Here is a 26,589-nt window from a genome sequence, read left to right on the forward strand (position 1 = left end):
CGCTTTGGGAGAAAGGCGGGGAGGAGGATATTGATGCTTTTTTTACTCGGTGAAAAAGAACTCTATTACATTTTTGATGGACAAACCATTAAAGAGATCAAAAATAGATCGGTTGAAACGTACAGAAAGCGCCCTGGTTTTTTTACTCCCTATGAAAATGTTTGTGAGTTCGGAGGCGAATTAATTGCCCCTGGTTTTTATCCATTTTGTGGCCTGGTGCTTGCGGGGTTTTCTGCGTTTGCCTTTATGGCTTCGGCTGTTGCTTGTATGGGGATATACCTTATTGCTGCTGGCGCTGAAATATTTGGTGCTGTAGAGCTCCGAAACAATGTACTTGAATTAGCTGGATTCGTACTCAATTTTACCGGAGTAGCTCTTTTAACATCCGCTGTGGGTGCTTTACTGGCCATAATAAGTTTTCCTCACAGTTTACTCTCTATAGCTACTCGATCAATGAGTACATTAATTGCTGCAGCTTCAGAAACTTCTGGTACAACAGAAGCAGTACAAGAGATGAAGGCTGCTGAGCGGAATACAGATGAAGAGTGTACGAGAGGGTATTGTCTTTGTTAACTAAGCCCTCCTTTTCTGAGGGTTCTCTTCTCGTTTTAAATAATGCTCTATCATTTTTAATTCCATTTTAACGCGATTAATTTTTTCATTTAATTTACTTTCGAGTTCGTGGCAGTTTTTAAGATCTAGAGTCATCGCTTCTTTTTTTTCTTGCTGCTGCATGACGAAATTAAGCCAATTGATTTCAATTTCCGGATTCACAGTGAGCGAGTTAGGGACAATTTGATCGATTTGCTCTTCAATGTGTTGAATTTGATGTTCGAGTTCTTGCTTTTGGTGTTGCACTGCATGTAAATGCAAATCAAGATCATTGAATTGTTTGTTTAATTTGTTTATTAGGCCAACGAGTGACTTATTCATTGTAAGGTTGGAGTTCATTTTCAATTCTTGTATTCGTTCTAAGGTTCGATTTTAGAGCTTAAAATTTCCACAAAGTAAATATTTTAAATGCTGATTAAATCAAACTGATACAATGAAAACAACCCCACATAAGAAAATTGAAGAAAAATCTTCTCTAAGTGATTGATATTAAATATTTTGAGTTAAATGATTTGGAATTCAAAATGTGATTAATATGATTGTTAATTGTTCATTGAAGTTGTTAGAATACACACAAAATTGCCTGCTAAAAGAGATACCTAATGAAAGAAATCACCTTAACCGCCATCTTTGAAGGAACTATCTACGAAATTGAAAAACCTCATACCCATTTGCATCGGGTTTTGATGGAGGATTGTAAGGGACAACGTATCCGCTCAGCCAAAGAGGTTAATCAAGATAAAGATGCTACTCATTATAAAATGGGTTTTAATGGTTGTGGTATTGATTATGGTTACAAAGGGGTTTTATTTGGTGTCGGATTGGAGGAGCAAAGTGATCAAGTTGTCGAAGTGGTCAAAAAGCTCATTCAAGACGGATATAAAGTAAAGTTAAACTGCATTGGCTTAAGTCGAGGTGGAATCGCGGCGATTTTGGCAACCCTCAAATTATCCCAAGTTGATCGCTTTCATCTGGAAACGAATCTACTTCTTTTAGATCCTGTACCAGGTAATTTATTTTACACGGCTTTTTTGGATTTTTTTAAATATTCATTGGCTAATCGTACGGTTGATTTATCTGGCTCTAAAAACTTAAATTATGTTGAAACACTTTATCCCTATCTTGAGGTAGGTGATGATACTGGCGAATTTGTGGATCAAGTTCTTGCTAAATTCCATATACCCATAAGGCCTACTTATCCCAAACATTGCGAAGTGAGAGAAGAGGTTATTTTAGGAGCTCATTTAAAGGCTTTCCAGGATCTTAACAAAGAGAATGATGCGAAACATTTGATTTATGGGGTTGATGTCATTCCTGTAATTAGGAAACTCAGTAAAGCAATTATGTACCAATTCTTGGGTCGAGTGGGCAGCTTGGCAAAGTTGGGAGAAAATGTTGAGCAATCTGAGATTATTAACGAGTTTGAACGAGAGCGAAATAAATGGACACAAACTCTGACAAATATTATTAAGAATATTATTCCTAAAAGTAGAAAGTTACATTCGCAGGATGGTTCTAAAATAACAGTTTCGAATACCGCCCAATATCTAAATAAAACGCACCGTGAACTTATTGATACAAGGTCTAATGATCCCGATGAATTATGTTTAAAAGTAGAACCGGAACGAATCCATTTAGAAAAGAAAAGAAATCAATTAACCAAAGCAGACTTATCTGATTTAATGAAAGTTATCCAAAATAATATGACCGTTGAAAGCAAACAAGGTAAAAAAGGACAACTATTAAGTAAAATTCAAACTGAGCTGGAACATGGAACATTTTATACTGAAGAGCAGTTGAGTTTTATACTGAGAGACATCCTTGCAATTGCATTACAAAGAGACCGGTACAGCTATAGCTTTTATAAGACAACTGCGTCTGGTTTAGCATTAGTTAAGGCATTGAATCAATCGAGATTTAATGCAATCAAAGAATTGATGCAATCTGATGATAAGCCAATTGAATACGCTGATTTAAGTGCTTATGTTTTAGGTAGAGCTGATCCAGTACATTTTACCAGTCAAGATAGGGATTTAAATCTTTCTCAAGTTGAGGGGCATGGGTTAGGAGAAGACGGATACAGAATGCTGATTTAGATTAGTATTGAGCGATGCAGCTCAAGATATCACTCAAAGAACGAAGACAATCAGGGAAGAAAAAGCAATGCAACTAAAGAAAAAAATAAGAATATTATTTGATGTTATCAAAAGACAGAATCGTGTTTTTTCAAAAGAGATATTCCCTTTTTTTATTTCAATACGGTTGGCATAATGCTCCGCAGGATAAAGGAATGGTGGTATGAGCGAATCATACGTCATTCATTTATAACGAATGATGAGTGGAATGAGGCATTTCATAATTTATTTTTATTGAGACGCTTGAGTGAACAAGAAAAGATAAAATTAAAGCGATTAGCCATTTTATTTCTTTATTACAAATCATTGGAAGGGGTGGGCGATCTGCAGATAACCACTCCTATGCAGTTAAGTATTGCGTTACAGGCGTGTCTTCCTATTTTGAACCTTGGCCTTGATTGGTACGAAGGTTGGGTTTCAGTCATAATTTATCCCGGGGCGTATTCACGAGAAAACAAGGTAATCGATGAGTTTGGAATAGAACATTTAGGGAGAGCTCATTTAAGCGGTGAATCATGGCAACGTGGGCCTGTGATTATTTCTTGGGACGATGCACAACATCATGGTGGACATAATGGCCGTAATGTGGTGATACATGAGTTTGCGCACAAGTTGGATATGCAAAATGGTCGAGCGAATGGATTTCCTCCGCTTCATAAAGGAATGTCTGCGGCACATTGGGCTGAGGTTTTTAATTCAGGTTATAATGATTTGGTCAATCGATTTCAACAAAACGAGCCTATTCCGATTGATCCTTATGCTGCTACATCACCATCGGAATTTTTTGCAGTATTTTCTGAATTATTTTTCGAAAAACCCGAAATAATAAAACAGTATTATCCTGAGATTTATATTTTACTGGCCCAGTTTTATCGTCAAGATCCGCTGAGAGGGGATTTTAGCCTGGCTACACATAACTAAGAGTGATGTTCTGGGCGAATAATTAAGATGCAGGTTGGGCCAGTGCCCAACCTGGTCAAAATTACCAACTAAATGTATAACGTGTTTCCTTGGAGCTCCATCCATCAGTTACGTACACTTCAAGCATGCGTTCCGAAATGAGATTAAATTCGATTAGTGAGCCCCAATAGGGATTATGAAACTCAAAACCTTGTTTTGTCTGCCCAGTTGTTAGTTTGCAAGACAGCTGCCTCGGTTCGGGAGCACCAAGACCATCGCCATAGCTTAAATCCAATTGCGTCGAACCCTGTGAGTTACCTACAGAAGCCACTGCATTCAACCAATTGCATTCAATTTTTGCAGATTGAGCATTTTGGTTTTTAAGTTTAAGACAGCTTCTATGTGTACTAACACACGGTTTGGCAAAACTTGTACCAGCGAGTAAACCCATCAAAAGAAAAGCGTAAAATTTAGTCATTTTTATACCTAATCAGTTAGGGTGTGTGATGTTTTTATCATTGTTATTAAATTGTTGTCAATGATTTCAAGTAATGACTATTTATTGAAAAACCAAAAAATAAGCGTAATAACGAGACTAATCAGGATGCAGGTAGTAATAGGAAAATAAAAAGTGAAGTTGTTTTTCTGAATTATGACATCACCTGGTAATTTCCCAAGGCCCATTTTTTTTATAAATGACCAAAAAATACCTGTTATCAGTAAAATAACGCCAGTAATGAGTAAGATTTTTGAGGTCATAAAATGAAATCTGAATTCAATAAATAATAGATTTTATAATAGACGATCTTCGGATAATATTCTTTATTGCAATTCGCAGCTGAATTTTAATAGAAAGGAAAAAGGATGAAACAAAATATTTCAATGTACTCCGCTTCGGTACCGGTTTTCAAACAAATGCTTACTGCATTAAATGCAATTTTGGAAAAAACACAAGCCCATATTGATAATAACAAAATGGATCCCAATGTTTTTTTACAAGCAAGCCTTTTCCCAGATATGTTCAATTTCACCCGTCAAGTACAGATTGCGACTGATTTTGCTAAAGGTGTTGCAGCTCGTTTGGCAGATATGGAAGTGCCTGCTTTTGAAGATAACGAGAAAACATTTTTTGAATTGCGTGGCCGTATCGAAAAAACATTGTTCTTTCTTTCCAGCATTCTTCCAGAACATATTAATGGCAGTGAGACGAAAGAGATTATTATTCGTCCGGGTACACCAAAAGAACGAAAATTTGTTGGCCAAACCTATCTCTTACATTATGGAATACCGCAATTTTTCTTTCACATTACGACAGCCTATGACATCTTAAGAAGTTTGGGTGTTACTATTGGAAAAATGGATTATATGGGAACATTTTAGAATTGCAGGTTGAGGAAGAGTGCTAAAGAAATCCCCGCGAAGCGAGAAATCCTGCTGTAACACCTCGCGACGCTTTGGATGGCAGGAGGAGTGAGCTCCTCCTGGATTACGCTGTATCAATCCGAGCTACAAAGGGAATTAGAAGGCTAATACTGGTGCATTTTTAACATTCTCTAATTCGAATTCTCCAATGGGTCCTTCTTTTCCACATATCATTTCTTCCTCATGAGTTAAGAGCGCTTCATAGCGTAATAATTCACTTGTTTTGAAGAATCGACGCGTCTGATAACGTGTTTTTTTGATTTCTTCATCTGCAATTTTATTGATAGCTGGCTCTGCTTCTTGAAGTTCTTTATCTATCATTGCAACATGTTGTTTCGCTTCTTCAACAAGATGATCTGCCAGATGGTGTTTAATCTGCTCAAAGAGTCCTGATATAAACCCGATTCTTTTTCTATCCAATAAATCATCATTATCGCTTATTGCATCCATACATTCGGTTTCTTCGCCTTGAAATTCACTTAAAGTCATACTGAGCGTTCCCAAATGCTTTTCAAAGGATTGGACGTTTTTTTCTAGAAAATGGTTTTTAGTCTTTAACATATACCATTCCCATGAGGGGCAATTAGACTCTTGCATACGGTCTTGAGCTGTTTTAATCAGGTGTTGCGTATCTGATTTTTCTTTTTCCTGTATACGGATTTTTTCTTGAATATCCGTGATCTTACTTCGAATTCCCTCAAGATCACTTTTGAGCTTAGACTGTTCATCAAGAAGGGCAGTAAAAGCGCCATCAGGTTCTTTACCCAAAAGCCCCCTGAGTTGATTCAGGTTCACAGGTCCTACTTTCCAATTTAAATGTTTCAATTCATCGACATGTTCCAGTTTTTGACGAATTAATGCAGGGAAATCATTGCGTTCGAGGTCAAGATGATTCCAATCAAGATTTAAAAGTTCTTTTAGTTTGAATAATCTTTCGAATTCGGGACGTTTTCGTGCAGGAAGAGTTTCAATCGCCTTTGCATCAGATAAATTAAGAAGATTATTTTTATTCTCTTCAAAAACTGTTTTAACTCTTCGTAGTTCATTTCGTTCCGCTTCAACTCGCTCAAGGAAAGAGGATTCATATCCAGTAAATCCTTGTTGCAATCGCTCATCTTCAATTTGTAATTCTATATAAGATTGGATACCATCAGTACCACTTTGAATACGAACATGCTCTGGATTAACCTTCAATAGGTTGGCAAACCGTTCTTGTTTTTGTGCAAATAAACTTTCCTGTACATCTTGATTTAGTCCATCCGATTTACCCAACTCTACGATTGAGTACTCCAGTTGTTTTTTCAATGCATTAAGTTGCTTTAAATAGGGCTGATAGGCTTTATAAGAACTAAAACGCTCAATCGCTTCATATAACTCATGCACTACATGACTGGGATTATCTTTACTCTGACGACTCATTTTGAGGAGTGTTTCCTTCAAATGCATCCAAGTAGGGTCGACAGTCTTAAAGAAATAAGGGGATGTATTGCCCAAATAGTTCCGAAAGGCATTAATTTGATGCTCTGCAACGATTTTATCATGGCAGTTTTTTCTAAAATCCAGATCGCAGTGCGGGATGCTATTTAATGAATCAATTGCATCAAGCGCATCGTTAATCACATTTCGAGGCGATGAGTGACTTATTGAAAACAGATACTTATCTTTTAAAACGGCTTTGTGACGTTCAAGTGCTGAATAGAGCTCCTGTATTTTATCTTTATCCTGAGGAAAATTATCTAACTCCTTAGCCAGAGCATAAATTTCTAGGGCAGCATTTTTGGCTACAGTTCGTTCGAAGTAAGCATGGAAGGGTTCTGGCTTTTGTTGTACCCAATCAAACTCATCGATTAGGTATTTTGCCAGCTTCTTCATTATTTCTTCGTCGTAGGTCTTCTTCAATGTGTTTAAACTCTCATCTTCTGGCAAGCCTAAGTTTCGATAAAGAGTAGAAAAGGAAAGGACCAGACCCTGTACTTTAAACTGTTCAACAAGTGAAAAATTGTTTAATTCACTGCAGTGGCCTAAAATTAAAGGTTTAACTTTGGATAATAATTTAACGGTCTCATCATCTGCCTCCATTAATTTTTTTTGATAAAATTGGATGATGCTTTCAGTAATCTCTTGTTTTTCCTCACTGCGCCATACTCTGTTTTTTTGTTCGATGAGCTTATTTATTGCTTTTCGAATAATTTCAGGTACAAATGAGCCATTTTGTGATGTATTTTTAGGGAAAAGAGTTTTTATAGCCTCTGGACAAACAGTACAAAATGCTCCAACCAAATAAGGTAAAACTTGTTTACCTTGCGCTAACTCTAAACTTTTTTTGGTTTGCTCTGAAGGCTGGGTATATTCGAGCACGGCTCCTGCTTTATCCGCAATAACCGTTTCGAGATTTTGGTTCATTAAAGCTTTGGCTCCAGCCGAAAACGGTTTTCCTTTTTGTTGCAGCTTTGTTTGAATATTTAATTCCTGAGAGAAATCTAACTGTTTTAAAAACTTAAGTCTTAGGTTTTGCTCATAACTCATGTGAGGCGCCTTCTCGGCTTTAGCTGCCCATTTTTCTTCTAGAGCCGTTCCCCAAAGTCTGCATGCTGACTTTTTAAATTGTTCAATACTTTCAGTCAGGGAATTTTCGGTTACATTGGTATCCTGAGAACGAGTCAATTCACTCAAAAGCGTTTCGCGCCATTGGTAGAGCTCAAATTTTATTTGAAGGTTATCTGGGTAAAGTTCATCAAGTAAGCTTTCCCAAGCTTCAATTTGCTGCATCAGTATCTGTTGCGCTTCATCAATTGCCTGGGTATATATCCTATCTACAGTTGCTTGTAATTTGATTTTATTTCTTACCGCTTCAACCGATTGTTCGTTTATACGTTGACGAGTCCAGGGGAACACATAATAAAGAAACTGATCGAGTAAATTCTGAGGAGGCTTTACTTGATAAATTGGCAACCATTCACCTGGTTTTCCATTGCGGGCAGCGCGACCCCCGATTTGGGTGGTCATTCTTTCGGTATCAGGATAAGTTTGAATGACAAATAAACCTTTAGGGTGATCCCCAGGATTGATATCTATTCCTTTTGCAAGCATTGCTGTCCCTACAGTAATGGTATTCACTTTACCTGCCTGTTCTATGAGTTTCTCCAGTTGTTCCGGAGATTCCTTACCGGTAATCACTTGGATTATGAATCCTTGCTTTTCGTATTCTTTTAAACTGTTACCAATTGCTTGCGCTTCATCAAAATCTTCACTCACAATAAGAATGGGTTGAGTTTGAGTGTGACTCCATTCTTCAATAGCTTCTCTTCTTTCTTCAAAAATTTGTTCCTTTTGCTCATAGGTTTGAACCTTTTCATTAGGATTCTTAATTTCCATTAGTATTTTTGTAACAGGACACTTAATTTTATTGAGAGTCTCATGTATGGCTTTGATTGTACCTTCCCGATCTGAAGTAAAAATCGGATCGTGATTAATACGCTTATCTCCAGCATGCGGTGCTACGCTGACTGCCTGGATTCCCAGCGAGGTCGCTAAGCTTTCAAGTTCACGTTTATCTCCCGGCGTTGCTGAAATTCCCAGTAACCGTCCTAAGGTCTTTTGGAAGAATTTGATTAAACCTTGCGCTGATTGACTCGCAAGTACAGAGGGGACTGGATCAATAAAAATATACTGGGCTTGATCTTTACGTTCAGCTTTAAGTCGAGCCTGTAACGCTTGTTGTACTTCTTCAGTGAAAATTGAGCCAAGCTTAGGTGTGCTGCGAATCAGAGGAACACAGGCAATTTTTTTAATAGTCTCATGGCCTGATTCATCTTTTTCTTTGACAGGTTGCATTATGAAATGTTTGTTTTCCACTAAAGTAGCAGCGATGCAACTGGCATGGATCCATTGTTTGAGTTGAGTATTACTTGATGCCATCAAATAATTTTGTTTATCCACATCGCCATTAAATTGTTCGTTGATTTGTTTGCTGAGAAATATACGAAATTGATCGAGATCCTCATCTTCGTCCCAGGCAGGATTTGTTTTGCGGAACGCTGGGAGTTTTACAAATTGATAGGCAAGGGGGTATATCCATTGGGCTGGGTTGTCACCATGCGCTGCCTCGGCTTCAGCAACGAGTTTATAAAGTGTTAGCTGATCTAAAAGTGCATCGTCACATTCATCTAAAACAATATGCACAGGTCCCTTCGGTTTCAGTAATTTTTCATTTCCATCTATTTTTGCAGCTAAATGAAAACTAGCCATATCCTCAACTGTGGAGCAGTTAATTCCATCATGGATAAAATTTTTCGTTGGTGTATTACTTTGAATGAGTGCTGAGCCAATTCCCAAAAAATTGAAAAATGGCTCACAGTTGTTCTCATAATCCCGAATCAGAAGAGTTGGATTAGCAGTCCATTGCACCACAGTACCACCTTGTGCCCACTGAAGCACAGAGAGCATTGGTGTATTGATGCTTTTTCCTTCCCCAGTTTTGATACGCATTAATAAATTGGAGGTGGGATCCTTAAGGGCAAGTAACAAAACAAGCATTTGTGTGGTATTTGGAAATAAACCTGTCGTTCGAAAGTAGATTTCTCTTAAATAAGCCAAGAGTTCAAGGTAGGTTTCTTCAACTTGCTCTTGATTAATTGCTTTTGAGCGTAATTGTTGAAGTAGAGTGCAGGCTCGTTCTTTTAAATCATGGCGTGAACAGGCGGTTAATTTTTTTAGCCCAGTGAAATTATTGGGATTTAAGGGGTCGGTATATCCTAATGTTTCAATATACGTTAATTGTCTTGCAAGTTTCATTTGTAATGCATGCGGGAAATCGGTTTCATGAAGCAAGTCTTGTAAACTGAGTAGCGCATCTTTTATTCGATCCGTTGCAAATTGTTTTGCCAAATCTCTTTGTTCACCTGCTTTAGCAAAAGGATTTGTGTCGAAGCTTAAACAATAGGCACGAATTATTTCAGAGTCATGAGCAGCCAGGGCTAAGTTGAGGCTTTCAGTATTAGGGTAGGGCTTTGTTGCAAATAATTTAAGAACGCGATCAATCTCCACAGAAGGACGCCTTTCCAATCCTTTAGTGACCTCTAACAAGGCCGGAAGATTCACTGTGGGATCTTTTTTATTGTTTGCTAAACCAGACAAGATCGTAGCAATTTTTCCTCGATTTCCAAGTTCGATTTGAGCTAATTGTTGGAGAATAAGAGGATAGGTGGTTAAATCTTGATCGGGTTTCGTGTGGGAAACTTTATTTAGTAACGCAATGCATAGCTCAGCTTGGTCTTGATTGTTGGTTAAGAATAATTGGGTCTGTTGGATTAGCCCCCGAACCAGCTCGGAATTCGTGCCCGATAATCCCACTAAAAATTGAATAATTTTCTTAATAATGGACGATTTGATTTCTTCAGGGAGATTGGATTTCTTGAATTCGTTTAATGCGGCAAGAGGGAACGGGCTCGCATTTCTCAAATTGTGGGCCAAGCTCATCTTGAAGAACATGGTCTGCGTTTCTGGTTCAAGATCGGCTATCTTAAACAATTCAACTAAGCCATTGATTGCTCGTTCAATCGCGGTATCATCTGCAGCAGAGTTTTCCTCTAAAGCTTGAGTGGTGAGCTTTAGATAAAGGTCTAGCTTTTCTGAACTGTCGTTGATTAATTTACTTGCTAAAATATGTTTTTGTGCATAATTTAAGCGTTTTAGAGCTCCAGTGCTCAGTTGCTTGTAAATCTTATTGAATTGCTGTGGATGTCGAGAGTTTATATCAATAAGCAAGTTGAGATAATTGGCAATGGACTCAATTTTATTTTTATAATTTTGTAGCGCTATGTGTGAGGGAGCATTTTCATCGATTAAAGCTGCTTCATCAAGGATACTTCGTTCAAAATCTGGATCTTGGGTATTGAGCTGATGTAATGTTTTTTTCAAAGCAGGCAATACTTTTTTCTGAATCAACTCTTCTTTGAAAAAGAAAGTTAAAGAGAGTGTCTCATTAAACTTTGCCATCCAACCAAGACAAGTGTCCAAATCCAAGTCTTTTACACTCTGCTTATGCTTGGGATTTTCAAAGAAGGCTTTCATTTGAGAAACAAGTAAGTGATGAACTGGCCCTAAAACAGCAGCAAACCCGGACCCAGTAATCTTATCAGTCTCTTTTCTTTCCCCAGTGAGCAGGAAACTTAAAATATATTCGCCTTGAGTTTTTACCTCGATACCCAAAATGCTAAGACCATATGTTTCCTGAAGCAACTTAGGTTTTTCTTCTTCAAATGTTTTAAATTTTTCAAGAGCCTCTGAGAATTGAGGATTCGGTTTTTGTAATTCAGTAAACAAATCATTTACCGTATCAAAAAGTGGCATCAGTGTTGTATCTAATTTATCGCGTAATTGTTGAGGCACCATGCGGCTTTGCAAATTCTTTTGTAGCTCGCTCTTCAACTTTTCCACTTTAAATACGGCACTTCGCTTTTTAATTGCATCAGCTAAAGCATCAACTATTAAATCATCTAGTTTAGATATATCTCCATTACCAAGCACACAACCTTGTAAAAGATTTTTATCAACGATGAGTGCTTTTAACCATTCTTCTTGTTTTTCTGGAGTGTTACATTCAGCAGGGATGACCATTTCTTCTGAATTGACAAATGTTTCCAGAAGAGACTGAATCTTTTCGATTTTAGGTAATTCTTGTGACTTTGAGATATTGATTTGACTTAATGTACTGAGTACCACTCTATGAAATTCTGGACCTTTTGTATTCTGTATCGCCTTTATTGCTAATAATAAACGATCAATTTGTTCATCAGCAAAATTGGGTTCATTGAGCTTTGCCAATAATTTAATGAGTTCTGGCGATAAGGTCTCACGTTTTTTTTGCAGGATTGCTGTAAACGATGCAATAGCTGATAGAGAAAATTGGTTGGTTTCAGGCGCTGGATCTGTTTTTTGAATACGATCTTGCAATGTATTCAATAGTTCCATCCCTTCATTTTCCAAGCATGAAACCAGTGGGGTAATGAAATCATCTTTGATTTTTTTATCAGGGAATGCAGTTTTGAATTCAATACATTGGCTCATTAAGGTATTGATTTGAGCGAATGACAAGTTAGGCTTAAATTTAAAAGCTCGAGAAAATGCCTGCAATAAATCATCACGATCATTTTGTTCCAATGTTTGTAATGCATGAATAGAAAGACTTAAAGTGTCTCTCCATTGTGCAACATTTAGGGGGTCTTTATTTGAAAAAGCACAAGTTAAAATAAAAGTTAATTGATTTTTTTGAGCGGAGGTCCAAGAGGTGAGTTTTTCAATTTCTAAAAGTTGGGCCTGGATATCAGATAATCTAATTTCTGTTTTCCAATGCTGTCCCATATATCGAAATAGCCAGGGCTTAAGTTCGAGGTGTTCATTATTGAGTTGTAAATAAATAGGTTCCGGATCTGTAACACAATCCTCAGGATTCTCAATTTGCATACACGCAGCAACTTGTTTCAATTGCTCTGAATCTGTTTTTTGCAGCATGGCATGATGTACGCCTGTTGAGCTCCAATTGAGATTCGACAAAGAAAGGCATTGTTCCTGTGAATTTTTAGCGAGCTCTATAACATCCAACACTCTATTTAAGGTAACGAGCATATGGCCGTCATGTTTGATGGGACAGGGGTTAGGTAGTGTTAAATTTTTTTCTGCAATCCGAGGAAGGAATATTTGTGTATAGGCCTCAAAAAAGACATTAAAATCAAAACTATTTTTATCATAGTTTAAATGTGCAGCAACCAGGGTATTCCACCATTCTTTTTGTTCTGCAGGAAGTTGAGCTAATTTTTGAAGATTTTTAATTCCTCGAGCGCTCAAAAGAGCATTTTGCACCTCAGGAGTTTCGAGAAATTCAAGATTGATTTTTTTATTCAAACAGGCAGTGATTAGTCTTACTAGAACAATGGAATGTGCTTCTCCTCCCAGTACATATTGTTTGCAAAGCAACGGAATGATGAACTGATCATGCTGTCGCAATTGAAGTAATGCTTTGATTTCATTTTCATATGCAGGAAGCAATGTTAAAAAGGTATTCTTTTGATTAGGTGAGTATGGGGTGTCTAAAAGAACTGAAATTATTTGTTGAGAAAGCTGAGGTAAAAGCACCGTGGCTTCTTCAAGTGAAGGCAAAACTAAAGAGTCTTGTTTTTTAAGTACCGGTGCTAAAGGAGAAGGAAGTTTTCTTGGGGTATCAGTATAACAAAATGCTTTTTTGCTTTTGTCTATATAAAACCCCCTGGGAGGATTGTTTGGGATAATACCATCCCTAAAAGCATAGTGATGTTCTTTTATTATAGGAATAGCTGATTCTTGTAGATTCTCGATGCCTAAGGCTCTAAGTTGTTTGACCAACTCGGGAAGCTCGAGGAGATCAATTGATACTAGCTGCAAATCGGGGCTTACCACATGTTCGCTCTGTTCTAAGTGAACATCTTTTTGTGAACTAGGAGGTTTAGGTAAAAAAATGCTTTTTTGAATTTGGATGCGTGGCCGAACCGCAGGCGACTTAGAATTCAATGCATATTTTAAAGGGTTGATCTTTGGAACGTTGGATGTATTTTTAAGAATTGTTTCTGCTGTTTTATTTAATACTGCGCGACGTGCATGAAGGGCGAGTTGTTTTGATATGGGTTCATTTTCTTTAATTTTAAAAATAAAGAGACGCTTGCGATCATCGCTAACAAATGTTTTTAAAGCATCGACGTCCTTTACAGAGAGTTGTTGTGCTTCAAGCTCAATTTCTAAGGGATTATAATTAACTTCTGTTTCATATGAAGTAATTAAATTTTCTAGTAAAGATTGCAGGTTTTTATTTTCTGAATATTGACGCACAAAATAGCTCCTTCTAGAATCAAAAAAATAGATAATACATCGTTATTCTTAACAGGAGATTAAGTGTCAAAATGAAATGAATGTATTTTTAACTCGCTCATAACAAATTGTATTACAATGAGAAATAAAGAATAAATTTAGCTCGATATGCAAATAAATATTTCAGTGGCTGGGCGATTCCTGTTAAAAAGTAGCAACATTGAAAAGAAGTATCCTCCCAAATAATTTATCGAAACAACAGCCGAATGCAGTTCAACTATATTATTTACAAACACATGCTATACTTAAGCTTGATTCGGTTAAAATTTGTGCTTTCTGGTGTGTAAATGTTCTTTCCTGGTGTGTTCGTTAGGAAATATATTCATTGTAATGGAATGGAAATCCATTTAAAACCCAAAGAAAATCCCTCATTGATTGAGCGTTTTATTAATGAAATACGCCATGCACTCGACTCAATTGTTGTAGAGTATCTTCGTCTTACTTTGGAGCATTTTTTTTACCTCCTGCGGTGTTTCTCTAGCAGTCAATGGTCTCATTCACCTCGAAGCTTTAATTTCCCCCTGACACTCTTTGGTCTTGAGATTTACCCTAAAGCCAATTTTTATTTTGCGTCATTACGGGTAAAGAGGATGATGTCCGCTATAGAGTCTGGACGATTTGAGTCTTTTTCTAAAGGGCAGTTAGGGCGAAGCTGACTCAATTTAATCGTGAAAAAAATGATGCATAAATTGGAGTTTTACAATAGTGAGATAGAAATGAAAGAATTACATTTGTACCGTCCTTTAACGAGTTCCGAAAAATGGTACAGTTTAGCCATAGTCTGGATTCCAGTACTTGTGACAATCTATAGCATTGCTTCGGGAATATTATTTCACATACATTTAGGTACTTTAGTACTGCTTTTGATTTGCTACAGCTGTACTGTGCTAGGAGTTACGGTTGGTTTTCATCGATTATTAACTCATCATTCATTTAAAGCGAACCGATGGTTAAAAATTGTATTGACATGCTTTGGATGTATGGCTTACGAAGGAACTCCGTTCTTCTGGATAGCAGCTCATCGAAGACATCACAAATACACGGAGACTGAATTTGATCCTCATTCACCTATTCCAGAAAATAAAAAGTCATTATATGGCTTCTATTATGCCCACATGGGATGGATGCCTCACCATACTTTAGAAAACTGGAGATACTACATTGGTGATTTATTAGTAGACCGAGATTTACGATTCATCAACAAACACTATACCATAATTGCTCTCTCAGGATTGATCATTCCAGGAGTTATTAATGGGCTGATGTATATGGATTGGTACTCTTTCTTTGAAGGAATAGTTGTTTGTGGGTTTTTCAGAGTTTTCTTCCAACAACATGTCACATGGTCCATCAATTCAATTTGTCACCTTTGGGGTAAAAAGGACTTTGATACACATGATAACAGTAAAAATAACTGGCTTTTTGCTCTCCTTGCATATGGTGAGGGCTGGCATAATGGACATCATGCCTTTCCAAGCTCAGCAAAACATGGATTAAAAAAATGGCAACTTGATATTTCATATTCTGTTATCTACTTTCTATCCCTAATTGGATTAATCAAGGGAATTAAACTCCCAACTGAGGAGCAGATAAAACAAAAAAGTTTATGAAAAAGAGTGATTTATCTAGAAAATGATTCACTATTTATTCCTTTGATAAGACGGACTACTGCACCGTATCATTTTCTTGTGCTTGGTCTGTTAAATCGTTATTTCATCTTTTTATCGATTGAAAAAGAAACTTCTTCATGAAAAATGTAAAATATACTTGACAGATCATGGGGAGCTCATTAAACTGCGAACCTAATTTTAGGGGTTATAGCTCAGCTGGGAGAGCGCTTGCATGGCATGCAAGAGGTCGGCGGTTCGATCCCGCCTAGCTCCACCATCAACATCTTTGATGTTGATGGAAAAAACGTTCAAGGTCCCCATCGTCTAGCGGCCTAGGACACTGCCCTTTCACGGCGGTAACAGGGGTTCGAACCCCCTTGGGGACGCCATTATTGGTGTTTGAAGTTTTTAAATTGTAAAAAGATCCAGGTCCCCATCGTCTAGCGGCCTAGGACACTGCCCTTTCACGGCGGTAACAGGGGTTCGAACCCCCTTGGGGACGCCATAACATTATATCAAATGTTCTCTATTCTAATATTTAATCAAAAATAAGAAAATAATTTTACCAATACATGGGTAGATAGCATCATTTATCCGATTTATTGGATTTTTCCAATTTCAAAGTGATGAACTCTATAAGCTCCTTTAGAATCAGATTCATTTTAAAATGGATCAAATGTTGGAGCTAAATGTTGTACTGTATTTCTGGGATATCTAGAGTAAACAATTTTTCTTTGTATATAAAAAAACAGGTAGCTTACTGTGTAAGTTACCTGGATATGATTAAGATCACTTGGATGCCGCGAACAAGTCGCGGCACGTAGGCGGTGGGGATGAATAGTCAACACGCGTTAATGGAAATACGCAACAGTTATTTGCTACCAGAAACCGCATAAACATTGGTGGAAGTTATCGTTAAAGTTGAAAGATATTAATAACTTGATCATGAGTTCTCAAAGTCTTTCGAAAATGGTTCTCGTATTAAACCCAAACAATCGCTCATGCATTCTATAGGCATACTCATCGGTCATATTCGCCAGATAATCGCATACAATTCGATAAGCAGTTGTTTCATCTGTGGCTTGTTTAAACAAAACTCTATTTTTGTTATCTAATAAACTGGCAGGGTTGGAGCTGATGGCATCGAACAGTCGCAGTACAACGGTTTGCCCGCCATACTCAAAAGTACGGGCTTCTTGGGAGTCAATGACATTATTATAAATGCATTGTTTTAAATAATTCAGCAGTGCATTTGCTTCAGGAGCGAGTGCCAAATTGTATTTCAACAAATTATTCTCGAAATTTTCATTGGTCGTTATGATTTGAGCTGAAGTAATAAAATAATTGACCATTTCTCCTATCGTTTGTTTTCTTGAATAAAGTTCTGGAGAAAATAACGAATCAATTATCTGATCTTGCCGATTGCTTAATAGGGTGTTGCTTAATAACCGTCTAAATTCAGGAGTATCCAAATGAGAGGGATTAATAAGGCGCAAATGGATTGCATCTTCAAGATCATGCACTCCATAAGCAATATCATCTGCGATATCCATAATGGAACAATCAAAACTATGGTAGGCGGATTTTCCTGCTTTAGTACCATGCGGTGTTTGCGACAACGATTGAAATAACTCTTTGTCTTTATCAGAAAAGGGGGACAATAGCCAATCAATCTCAGGCTGTTCACAATCAAAATATGCTTTAGGTGGTAACCAGTCATTAATTTTGATGGTTTTATGAATGGATTCATGAACAGGGGCTTGTTTTGGGGCAACAACATTAGAACGTCTCACTGGGTATTTTAAAATACCCAGCAATGCACGACGGGTCAAATCAAGACCATAAGTTCCATAACTGCTTTCAACCTTAGTGAGCAGTCGCAGCGTTTGTCCATTTGCTTCAAACCCTCCATAATTGCGCATCATATAATTTAGGGCCACTTCACCACCGTGTCCAAATGGTGGATGTCCAATATCATGAAGTAAACAAATAACTGAGATCAGATCGTCATTAGGTAATAGGCCAGCTAAAACTACATGTTTCTCTTGGTTCATTAAAAGATTGTGTACAATACTGCGTCCAATTGAATCGACTTCAAGAGAGTGGGTTAGGCGAGTACGGTGGAAATCACCTTCATCAGTTCCTAAAATTTGTGTTTTTCTTTGCAATCGTCTGAAGGCAGGGCAGTGAATTACACGTGTACGGTCTCGTTCATAAGGATCTCGATGATCCAGATTTCCGCGTTGATTTGTTTGTCCAGAACGTCGATGTGTCCACATAAGTTTTTGCCGTCTAAATAAAAAAATAATTACTGTAAGACATAATTTGTTCTTTAACAACACAAATTTCTAAAGTTTTTTCTAATTATGTAGATATAGTAGTCAGGAAGTAAATAATAAGAACTAAAAATTAGGGGAATGACTATGGATAAGAAAATAAACTTAGCGCTCATAGTAATTTGTGCTTTTGCTATGTCTTCCTGTACTAAAGATGAATACATCTCATATCCAGCATATTCATATGTAGATATCACTCAACGGCCTTATAATATAAATAGTTACAATATGACGAATTATGATTATGGATATCAACAAAAGCAGGAAGTAAATGTTCCTAACTCATATCATGTGGGAGAGTTACATTCTCCAGTTTCTTTTAAAGACAGAGACGAGACTTGGGTTAATAGTCAAAATCCTAAAGGTTATACAATCGAATTGACTGAAGGGGACAAGGCATCTCAAGTGGCACAAGTCTTGTATAAAGCACCTAAAAAAGATCGGATGGCTCAAGTAAAATATGAGCGAGATGGTAAAACGCGATATAGAGGAGTATATGGAACTTTCAGTACTCCTGAAGAAGCACAAAAAGCCTTAAATTCTTTACCCCAAGAACTGAAAAGTAGTGCTTCAGTGATAAATTGGGGCAGTGTGCAACAACAATGAAGGTAAGTACTCAATCGCTAACAGGGGATGGTTGGTTTGAGCAACTCTTGCGCTCAAACCTAAATCTTCTAGAGTAAACATTCAATGATACTCAGATCGATTACTGCGATTAAGCAGTTACAATAATTTTACCTATTTGTTCATTGGACTCCATGTATCTATGTGCGTCGACTATATGCTCCAAAGAAAAAGTCTGAGCAATTTGGGGCTGAAATGATCCATCTTGAATATGATCAAAAATATATTTTTCAGCTTTTTGGCGCGCTTCGGATTGGGTACTAATTTCAAAAAGTGTATAACCCCGCACGGAAATTCCCTTATTTAAGGCGGTGAAAAGAGGGAAGGGAGTAATCTGCTCTAGAGACAAGTTACCATACACAAAAAGGATTCCGCCTGGGGAGAGTGCTTCTGCTAAAACTTCAATGCCCTTTCCTGCGATTGGATCAAAAACAATTTTTACTCCTCTACCTTTGGTGATTTCATCTACACGGGCAGGAAGATTTTCTTCATTAGTTACAATGACATGATCTGCACCTAAAGAGAGCAATTCAGCTTTTTTCTTAGAGGTTCGTGTGGTAACGATACTAATGGCTCCCTGAGCTCGTGCAATTTGGATGGCAGCTATTCCTACACTACTGCTTGCTGCAGTAATTAAAACAAAATCATTTTTAGCGAGCGTTCCATAATGGACCAGAGCTCCATAAGCCGTCATGTATTGCATCCAAATGGAAGTTCCTTCCGCATAGGAAAGTTTCTCAGGATAAGCTGCAAGCGCATAAGCAGGGACTATTGCCACTTCGCCATATACCCCATACTTGCCTAGATCAAAACAAGGAACAGTACTGTATGTCTTGCCAATTATTTTTTTATCTACATCCGGCCCAACGGCTTCAACCACACCCGAGGCTTCATAGCCAATTTTTGATGGGAAATGGGGTTGTACTAAATAACGCCCCGTACGAAACATAATTTCAGCTCGATTTAAACCAATTGCATGAACACGCAAGCGAACTTCACCTTTCCCAGGTTCTGGCAATGATACCTCTTCAAGCCTCAATACCTCGGGCCCTCCAGTTTCGTGAAAACGAACAATTTTAGCTGATGAATTTGACATGGAATATCCTTATTTTTATGAGATACTTGAATAACTCTTAACCTGGAAACCTTTTTCCTCATTTCTCGTTGCACTAGGGCTAACGAAGCTTCCTCAGCGTTTCATCCCGACTAAAGTAGGTTAAGTTTTTGAAGCTGAACTAAGCAAGATCATTAAACGAGTGACGCCTGGCGTTTTCGAGCGGTCTGCTTCAAACTGTTTTACTGTAATAGCGTAGCGTTGATTTATTTTTTCCAACCAGGTAATAAATAAATTAAAAGCAACTGAGTCAAAAGTAATTTGGATATCTCCTGAGCCAGTTTGTTGTAATTGATAAGGAAACTTTAAGGTGGAATCATTTTTTAGTTGCGTGGCCAATATGGTCAATAATTGGCTGTTATCGACTATTTGCTTTTTCGTTTGTTTTGTATGACTTTGCTGTTTTATTTTTCTCATCCACTCGAGGGTAGTTGATTTTTCAATGAGTTGTTTTGATTTTTGGTCTACTCGTTGGCTCAATGGGCTGTATAAAAACAAATAATACACATAAAGAATAAGGCACACTGCTGTTCCAATTAACATCCATTTTTCTCGTTCATTAAGTGTACTTAAATAGGCTTTCACATTAACTCCAAAGTCGCGACAACTTGTTGTTCACGAGTTGATGCTTGGGTTTGTTTCACTTTAAGTTGCAGTTTTTTTAATTCATTTTCCAATTCTTCTAAACTGGCGAAGTCCGTGCTGACCAAGGTGACTGATAAAGTCTTATTTTGATATCGTAATTGTTCCAGGGTATTGTGATCATTTTTCATGACTTTCGAAAATTGATTGAGTAAGAACCAAAAGCGATTTTGTTCTTCGGTATTATTGCTTTTTAATAGCTGTGTGATGCGAAATTTAGGACTAATAACTTGTTTTGCATCAGGAAAAAATTCATGATAAATCACTGCAATTTGTGTATCAATTTTTTGGGTTTCTTTATTGAGTAAATGCAATTTGATCCCATTCGTTACAAGTAGGGAGATTAGCCAAACACAAAAAAGAGCGCCGGCGACCAGATATCCCTTTTTTAGTAGATCTGCTTTATTTCCGTGCTGCATTTCCCCTTGGCAGAGGTTCATTAATTTTGATCTGAGTATTCTTTGTGCAATCCAGGTATAGGATGTTTCCTGCTTTTTAGGTACTGATGAATCACTTTGAATTGCGCTGTCTGTAAAAAGTAAGGGTTGATGTTGCGGATGCTTTTTTAGATAGATATGAGCTAGCTCTCCAGAAAGAGCCCCTTTAAAATCATCGGTATTAATCAATAATGTGGTTTCACAAACGCATAATTCATGTGGTTCCAGGGCAAACCAATCTACAGTGATCCCTGAAAATCCTATTCCTTGTTCATTGAGGAATTGCATCAGATATCGAATTCGTTGTTTACTGATCACAGTAATCAAGTACTGATTATTTTGATATCGTGCTTTATCAAAGGCAAAATGAAGCTCATCTACAGGTTGTGCTAGTTTTTCTTCTAAAGCATAAGGGATTGCTGTTCTTGCCTTTCTATCTGGAAGCCATGAAAACTCAAGGTTAAGGAGACTGACCTGCTCACATGTTTCAATAACTATAGTGTTACATTCTGTTTGTAGTGGCTTAATTTCGGCAAAGCTACGTTGAGCAGGGGGAGCAATTAATGCTCCATCTGCATTTATTTTGAGGCATAAACAACCTGCTTCATCAAGATGTTTTGCAAAGAGGAAAAGTGTATCCATTCCTAAGCATAAGCTCTATGTTTTTTTATATTCATGGCCGTCCATTGTTGTTTTAATTGTTGTGACAGTAGATAAACGACAAGTGCATACTGGGGACTTGAGTTGTATCGGGTTATCACAAAGAAATTGGGATAAGCGATCCAATATTCATTGCCTTGAGCAGTTACCAACTCAATCAAGGCGGCACGGGAAGGATGATTATGTGCTGCAGTGACCGGTCTAACCCCATTTGCAATCAATTGTGAATAGTAATAGTTGGCTTTTTTAGGATTTACTTGAATTCGTTTATAACGAGTACCTACCACTGTGGCATGTTGGGCAACCCCATCATTGGGCCGCCAACCATGATGGTAGAAATAATTCGCAATACTCCCAATCGAATCGGCGTTATTCGTTACAATATCTCGTTTTCCCGTATTATTAAAATCAACAGCAAAGTTACGATAACTACTGGGCATGAATTGCGGTTGGCCAATAGCACCAGCATAGGAGCCTTTGAATTGGGTTGCAGGAACTCCATGTTCGCGACAAAGAAGCAAGTATTCTTTTAATTCTTTAGTGAAATAAGGCGCGCGTTTTGGATAATTAAAAGCCAGTGTGGCTAAGGCATCGAGAACTCGATGTTCTCCTTGTTTCTCTCCATATAAGGTTTCCACTCCCAAAATTGCAATAATAATTTCTGGAGGAACGCCGTATTTTTTCTGGGCTTTGTCTAATGCCTGTTTATTCGCCCCCCAATAGTCTAATCCGCCTTTTAGACGCGCAGGGGTGAGAAACAAATCTCTATACACGTCCCAATTCTTCTTTTCATAGGGTTTTTCCATTGATTCAATGATATCGGGCCGGATTACTACCTGATTCATAGTTGCTGTAAGCTCTTTAGCATTAAAGTGATATTCCTTAACCATACTTTTGATAAAGAGTTGCACATCTTTTCTTTGTGTAAATGCGGTATCTGAATAAGTTGAGAACGAAAAAAGTAGCAATATTATTGCTATAAACCCCAAACTTGATACTCGTCGCATAGCGCACCCTGATAATAGAAAAACGAAATGATAAATCTTATTAAAAATGCAGTGCATTAGCAAATACTTTAAGGCTGCGCTTATTTAAGCTAGAATGCGCTATTTGCAAAAAAGGGTATTTCAGTTGAGTGATTTAAAGCGAATTCGTAATTTTTCGATTATTGCCCATATTGATCATGGTAAATCAACCTTGGCGGATCGGTTTATCCAAATTTGTGGTGGTTTAACAGAGCGTGAAATGAGTGCTCAAGTTCTTGACTCGATGGATATAGAGCGAGAAAGGGGGATTACGATTAAAGCTCAATGTGTATCTTTGAATTACACTGCGAAAGATGGCAATAGTTATCTGTTGAACTTCATTGATACGCCAGGACATGTGGACTTCAGCTATGAAGTATCTCGTTCTTTGGCCGCTTGTGAAGGGGCAATTCTTGTTGTAGATGCCGCCCAGGGTGTGGAAGCTCAAACTGTTGCTGTTTGTTATACTGCCATTGATCAATCATTATCGGTTTTGCCGGTACTGAATAAAATTGATTTACCCCAGGCAGAACCAGAGCGTGTTATCTCGGAAATTGAAGATATCATTGGTGTGGATGCACACGATGCGATAAGAGCTAGTGCAAAAAGCGGCCTTGGTGTGGAAGATGTGCTGGAAGCATTAGTCACTCGTATTCCACCACCAGTAGGCGATATCGACGCGCCTTTACAAGCTTTAATTATCGATTCATGGTTTGATAGCTATCTCGGAGTTGTTTCTTTAGTGCGTATTGTCAATGGATCAATACGTAAGGGAGACAAGATGAGGGTTATGTCTACAGGTCGATCTTACGAGGTTGATCAAGTAGGTATCTTTACTCCTAAACGGACTAAACTGGACATGCTGAATGCCGGTGAAGTAGGTTATGTCGTTGCCGGAATCAAAGAAATTCAAGGTGCTCCAGTAGGCGATACACTCACTCTGGAAAAAAATTCTGCGGACAAACCACTTCCTGGTTTTCAACGCGTGAAACCACAGGTTTATGCGGGGCTGTTTCCTATCAGCGCTGATGATTTTGAGGCATTCCGGGAAGCTTTGGCTAAATTAAGTCTTAATGATGCGTCTCTATTTTATGAACCTGAATCTTCTGAAGCATTAGGTTTTGGGTTCCGATGTGGCTTCTTAGGCATGCTGCATATGGAAATTGTACAGGAGCGTCTGGAACGAGAATATAATCTTGATCTTATCTCTACCGCACCCACAGTCGTTTATCAAATTGTGACACAAAAGGGTGAGACGATGCTTATTGATAATCCATCTCATCTTCCACCGCTTCCTCAAATTAAAGAAATGTATGAGCCCATTGTGAGAGCCAATATACTTGTTCCTCAAGACTATCTCGGTTCCATTATTAATTTGTGTATTGAGCGACGTGGTGTTCAGGTCAATATGACCTACAGTGGCCGCCAAGTTTCTGTAACTTATGATATTCCTATGAGTGAAGTAGTTTCTGACTTTTTCGATAGATTAAAATCAGTGAGCCGCGGGTATGCTTCATTGGATTATAATTTCTTGCGTTTTCAGGAAGCTGATTTAGTTAAAATGGATATTTTGATTAATAGTGAGCGCGTGGATGCACTTTCAGTGATTGTCCATCGTTCCTCATCACATAGTCGTGGAAAATTAATTGCTGAAAAAATGCGTGATTTAATTCCAAGACAAATGTTTGATGTGGCGATACAAGCGGCATTAGGCAGCCATATTATTGCCAGGCAAACGGTAAAAGCGTTACGGAAGAACGTTACTGCAAAATGTTATGGTGGTGATGTGACACGAAAACGAAAATTATTGGAAAAACAAAAAGCCGGTAAAAAACGTATGAAGCAAGTGGGGCATGTTGAAATACCGCAAGAGGCGTTTATGGCTGTGTTTCAAACAGATAAAAAGAAATAGTAACTATTTACCAAGGGCCACTGAAAAGCCACATTTGGTGAATTTGACTTTTCACCAAGATTTAAAATTAGTGTATGGTTATTGGAATATATAAATTAAGTTTGATTAGGATATAAATTTATGAATTTTGCTTTAATACTCGTTGTCCTATCTTTTATCAGTGGGTTGATTTACCTATTGGATGTACTTTTTTGGGCAAAAAAGCGTACTCAGGATCAGAAGCCCAATCGTATCATTGAATATTCGCGATCTTTTTTTCCTGTTTTTTTCATCGTCTTAATTTTACGTTCATTCATCATCGAACCCTTTCGTATTCCTTCAGGTTCATTAGAACCGACATTGCTTGTTGGTGATTTTGTAGCCGTCAATAAGTTTATTTATGGATTAAGGCTTCCAGTTTGGGAAAAGAAAATTATTCCAATTTCTGATCCTAAAACAGGGCAGGTTGCTGTATTTCGTTGGCCACCAGACCCTTCTTATGATTATATTAAAAGGGTAATAGGAGTTCCCGGAGATAAAGTGAGTTACCATAATAAGGTATTAACCATTAACGGAAAGGAAGCAAAACAAACTTTTGTCGAGTACACCATTGATGAGAGTTCTGGGAAAGCGGTAGCTAAATATAAGGAAGATTTGAACGGAACCATACATGATATTTTCATTAGAGCTGATGTTCCTGCTGTAGATTTTGATATTGTAGTGCCCGAGGGAAGTTATTTCATGATGGGCGATAATCGTGATGACAGTGCAGATAGCCGATTCTGGGGATTTGTACCCGAATCCTATTTGCGAGGCAAAGCATTTTTAGTTTGGATGAGTTGGAATAGCAAGACGGATAATGTTCGTTGGTCTAAAATAGGAAAATTGATACCCTAAGTAATAGTTTGTATGGTTCTTAGATCGAGATATTGTTTTTAATTAGAGCAGAGAAAAGGAATAACAAATGCGAAAACAACATGGAATGACTTTTATAGGGACGTTGTTAACTGTGGTTGTGCTTGTTATGGCTGCTGTGGTAATAATGCGTATTATTCCAGTTTACTTGCAGTATTACTCTGTTCTCAAATCGGTCAAAGGATTAAATACGATACCTCCATCTACACTAACAGGAGATCCTGTTGCGGATGTCAATGTTCTGAAAAGTACTTTGGATAAACGCCTGGATATTAATGGGGTAGAAAGTCTAAAGGAAAATCAATTATCTATTGAACCCTTGGGGGCTAATAAATTCAGAGTGAAATTAAAATATCAGGTGATTAAGCCTTTAGTATACAATATGAGCTTATTATTTGATTTTGATCACACAGAAGAGGTTGTAACAGGCAGTGAAAGTTGATTTAGAAAGGCTATGCCGACGATTAAATTATCAATTTAAAAAAGTTGCTTATCTTAAGCAAGCTTTGACGCACTGTAGTGTTGGTAGTGAAAACTATGAGCGTTTTGAATTTCTAGGCGATTCAATTTTAAGTTTTGTAATTGCTAATGAACTATTCCATCGATTTCCTATGCAGAGTGAAGGACAATTAAGTCGTTTACGTTCATTTTTAGTTCGAGGCGAAATGTTGGTCGAACTGGCTAAAGAAATTGATCTTGGCGAATTTCTTTTTTTAGGTCAAGGCGAACTTAAAAGCGGCGGTTTTCGCCGAGCCTCAATTCTATCCGATGCTATGGAAGCCGTTTTCGCAGCAATTTTTCTTGATGGCGGCATTGAGTTTGCAAAAGAGGTCATTTTAAGGTTATATCATTCTCGACTCGAAGATCCTAATTTAAACGATTGTTTAAAAGACGCAAAAACGCAATTGCAGGAATATCTACAAGCTGAAAAAATTGCTCTTCCAGAATATACCTTAACTAAGGTAGAAGGTGATGAGCACAATCAAATATTCTATATCACTTGTACGGTTAATGGTGCAAAACAAAAAACTTTTGGCCAAGGTTCTAATCGACGAAAGGCAGAACAGGTCGCTGCGAAGTCGATGTTAGAGTTGTTGCGCTCGGGTAAATAGCTAGAAAATAAATTGTATCTAACCTAAGATAATTGAAAACTTGGAACAGAATGAAGCTGCACTGTTTGTAAGAATTTTCCAAATTATACAAAAGTCAATTTTTAGTTTATTTGTGGCACAAATATAAAAATATTACCTAAAGATGAAGAGTACCTGGAGAAATATGTATAGGAGGTGGAAGCCATCGCCGATGAAGTTATTTTCAAGGTGGAGAGCGATGCCTGGAAGGTGATCTGTTGACCAAAAGTTCGGCAGA

The 26,589-nt window shown here is 37.7% G+C and carries 20 protein-coding genes and 3 tRNA genes; 14 read left to right on the top strand and 9 right to left on the bottom strand.

Annotated elements, in window-relative coordinates:
- Positions 1 to 33 precede the first annotated feature (33 nt).
- Positions 34 to 573 carry a hypothetical protein gene (locus ACF8MK_RS12405; RefSeq protein WP_392536926.1) on the top strand — a complete coding sequence of 180 codons (540 nt, stop codon included), beginning with the start codon at positions 34 to 36 and terminating at the stop codon, positions 571 to 573.
- Here the strand turns inward: ACF8MK_RS12405 and ACF8MK_RS12410 are convergent, their stop codons facing one another.
- The gene (locus tag ACF8MK_RS12410; RefSeq protein ID WP_392536927.1) at positions 574 to 951 is read right to left on the bottom strand and encodes a hypothetical protein; all 378 of its coding nucleotides are present in this window, start codon (positions 949 to 951) and stop codon (positions 574 to 576) included.
- Positions 952 to 1,214: 263 nt separating this feature from the next.
- On the opposite strand from ACF8MK_RS12410, the gene ACF8MK_RS12415 reads away from it, so the two are divergent.
- Together ACF8MK_RS12415 and ACF8MK_RS12420 are read left to right on the top strand one after the other, a co-directional pair.
- Positions 1,215 to 2,708, top strand: coding sequence for a hypothetical protein (locus tag ACF8MK_RS12415; protein WP_392536928.1), 1,494 nt, complete (start codon positions 1,215 to 1,217; stop codon positions 2,706 to 2,708).
- 174 nt (positions 2,709 to 2,882) lie between these two features.
- Positions 2,883 to 3,668 (top strand): zinc-dependent peptidase, encoded by a 786-nt coding sequence (locus tag ACF8MK_RS12420; protein WP_392536929.1) that lies wholly within the window; start codon positions 2,883 to 2,885, stop codon positions 3,666 to 3,668.
- A gap of 61 nt (positions 3,669 to 3,729) precedes the next feature.
- Here ACF8MK_RS12420 and ACF8MK_RS12425 read toward each other — a convergent pair whose 3' ends face one another.
- Both ACF8MK_RS12425 and ACF8MK_RS12430 read right to left on the bottom strand, forming a co-directional pair.
- Entirely contained in the window at positions 3,730 to 4,125 is a 396-nt protein-coding gene (locus tag ACF8MK_RS12425; protein ID WP_392536930.1) for a hypothetical protein, read from the bottom strand.
- A gap of 77 nt (positions 4,126 to 4,202) precedes the next feature.
- Entirely contained in the window at positions 4,203 to 4,406 is a 204-nt protein-coding gene (locus tag ACF8MK_RS12430; protein ID WP_392536931.1) for a DUF2905 domain-containing protein, read from the bottom strand.
- A gap of 105 nt (positions 4,407 to 4,511) precedes the next feature.
- On the opposite strand from ACF8MK_RS12430, the gene ACF8MK_RS12435 reads away from it, so the two are divergent.
- Entirely contained in the window at positions 4,512 to 5,027 is a 516-nt protein-coding gene (locus tag ACF8MK_RS12435) for a DUF1993 family protein (protein ID WP_392536932.1), read from the top strand.
- 138 nt (positions 5,028 to 5,165) lie between these two features.
- Here the strand turns inward: ACF8MK_RS12435 and ACF8MK_RS12440 are convergent, their stop codons facing one another.
- Positions 5,166 to 13,928: a hypothetical protein gene (locus ACF8MK_RS12440; RefSeq protein WP_392536933.1), complete on the bottom strand. Its 8,763-nt coding sequence runs from the start codon at positions 13,926 to 13,928 to the stop codon at positions 5,166 to 5,168.
- Positions 13,929 to 14,302: 374 nt separating this feature from the next.
- Here ACF8MK_RS12440 and ACF8MK_RS12445 point away from each other — a divergent pair, with 374 nt between their 5' ends.
- The 5 genes from ACF8MK_RS12445 to ACF8MK_RS12465 all read left to right on the top strand — a co-directional run bounded on the left by ACF8MK_RS12445 (position 14,303) and on the right by ACF8MK_RS12465 (position 16,082).
- The gene (locus ACF8MK_RS12445) at positions 14,303 to 14,623 is read left to right on the top strand and encodes a hypothetical protein (protein ID WP_392536934.1); all 321 of its coding nucleotides are present in this window, start codon (positions 14,303 to 14,305) and stop codon (positions 14,621 to 14,623) included.
- A gap of 60 nt (positions 14,624 to 14,683) precedes the next feature.
- Positions 14,684 to 15,577, top strand: coding sequence for an acyl-CoA desaturase (locus ACF8MK_RS12450; protein ID WP_392536935.1), 894 nt, complete (start codon positions 14,684 to 14,686; stop codon positions 15,575 to 15,577).
- A gap of 201 nt (positions 15,578 to 15,778) precedes the next feature.
- A tRNA-Ala gene (locus ACF8MK_RS12455) sits at positions 15,779 to 15,854 on the top strand.
- A 36-nt stretch (positions 15,855 to 15,890) separates the two neighbouring features.
- Positions 15,891 to 15,966 (top strand) — tRNA-Glu (locus tag ACF8MK_RS12460).
- Positions 15,967 to 16,006: 40 nt separating this feature from the next.
- Positions 16,007 to 16,082 (top strand) — tRNA-Glu (locus ACF8MK_RS12465).
- Between the two features lie 448 nt (positions 16,083 to 16,530).
- Here ACF8MK_RS12465 and ACF8MK_RS12470 read toward each other — a convergent pair.
- Positions 16,531 to 17,856, bottom strand: coding sequence for an anti-phage deoxyguanosine triphosphatase (locus ACF8MK_RS12470; RefSeq protein ID WP_392536936.1), 1,326 nt, complete (start codon positions 17,854 to 17,856; stop codon positions 16,531 to 16,533).
- 144 nt (positions 17,857 to 18,000) lie between these two features.
- Between ACF8MK_RS12470 and ACF8MK_RS12475 the strand changes: the two genes are divergently transcribed.
- On the top strand, positions 18,001 to 18,519 hold the full coding sequence (locus ACF8MK_RS12475) for an SPOR domain-containing protein (protein ID WP_392536937.1): 519 nt from the start codon (positions 18,001 to 18,003) through the stop codon (positions 18,517 to 18,519).
- Positions 18,520 to 18,628: 109 nt separating this feature from the next.
- Here the strand turns inward: ACF8MK_RS12475 and ACF8MK_RS12480 are convergent, their stop codons facing one another.
- From ACF8MK_RS12480 to mltB, 4 genes are all read right to left on the bottom strand, one after another.
- A complete protein-coding gene (locus tag ACF8MK_RS12480) occupies positions 18,629 to 19,633 on the bottom strand; it encodes a zinc-dependent alcohol dehydrogenase family protein (RefSeq protein WP_392536938.1) in 1,005 nt (334 codons plus the stop codon).
- A gap of 120 nt (positions 19,634 to 19,753) precedes the next feature.
- On the bottom strand, positions 19,754 to 20,236 hold the full coding sequence (lspM, locus tag ACF8MK_RS12485; RefSeq protein ID WP_392536939.1) for a GspM family type II secretion system protein LspM: 483 nt from the start codon (positions 20,234 to 20,236) through the stop codon (positions 19,754 to 19,756).
- Positions 20,233 to 21,372 (bottom strand): type II secretion system protein GspL, encoded by a 1,140-nt coding sequence (gene gspL, locus ACF8MK_RS12490; protein WP_392536940.1) that lies wholly within the window; start codon positions 21,370 to 21,372, stop codon positions 20,233 to 20,235. The genes lspM and gspL overlap by 4 nt, the downstream gene beginning before the upstream one ends.
- Before the next feature lie 2 nt (positions 21,373 to 21,374).
- Positions 21,375 to 22,397, bottom strand: a complete 1,023-nt coding sequence (mltB, locus tag ACF8MK_RS12495; RefSeq protein ID WP_392536941.1) for a lytic murein transglycosylase B — start codon at positions 22,395 to 22,397, stop codon at positions 21,375 to 21,377.
- Positions 22,398 to 22,491: 94 nt separating this feature from the next.
- Here mltB and lepA point away from each other — a divergent pair, with 94 nt between their 5' ends.
- The 4 genes from lepA to rnc all read left to right on the top strand — a co-directional run bounded on the left by lepA (position 22,492) and on the right by rnc (position 26,333).
- Positions 22,492 to 24,327: a translation elongation factor 4 gene (lepA, locus tag ACF8MK_RS12500; protein ID WP_265704401.1), complete on the top strand. Its 1,836-nt coding sequence runs from the start codon at positions 22,492 to 22,494 to the stop codon at positions 24,325 to 24,327.
- Positions 24,328 to 24,447: 120 nt separating this feature from the next.
- Entirely contained in the window at positions 24,448 to 25,203 is a 756-nt protein-coding gene (lepB, locus tag ACF8MK_RS12505) for a signal peptidase I (protein WP_265704402.1), read from the top strand.
- Between the two features lie 67 nt (positions 25,204 to 25,270).
- Complete coding sequence (locus ACF8MK_RS12510; RefSeq protein ID WP_265708897.1) at positions 25,271 to 25,663, top strand: DUF4845 domain-containing protein; 393 nt, start codon at positions 25,271 to 25,273, stop codon at positions 25,661 to 25,663.
- The gene (rnc, locus tag ACF8MK_RS12515; RefSeq protein ID WP_265704404.1) at positions 25,653 to 26,333 is read left to right on the top strand and encodes a ribonuclease III; all 681 of its coding nucleotides are present in this window, start codon (positions 25,653 to 25,655) and stop codon (positions 26,331 to 26,333) included. The genes ACF8MK_RS12510 and rnc overlap by 11 nt, the downstream gene beginning before the upstream one ends.
- The last annotated feature ends 256 nt before the right edge of the window (positions 26,334 to 26,589 follow it).

The organism is Legionella sp. 227 (assembly GCF_043161935.1).
Taxonomy (GTDB): domain Bacteria; phylum Pseudomonadota; class Gammaproteobacteria; order Legionellales; family Legionellaceae; genus Legionella; species Legionella sheltonii.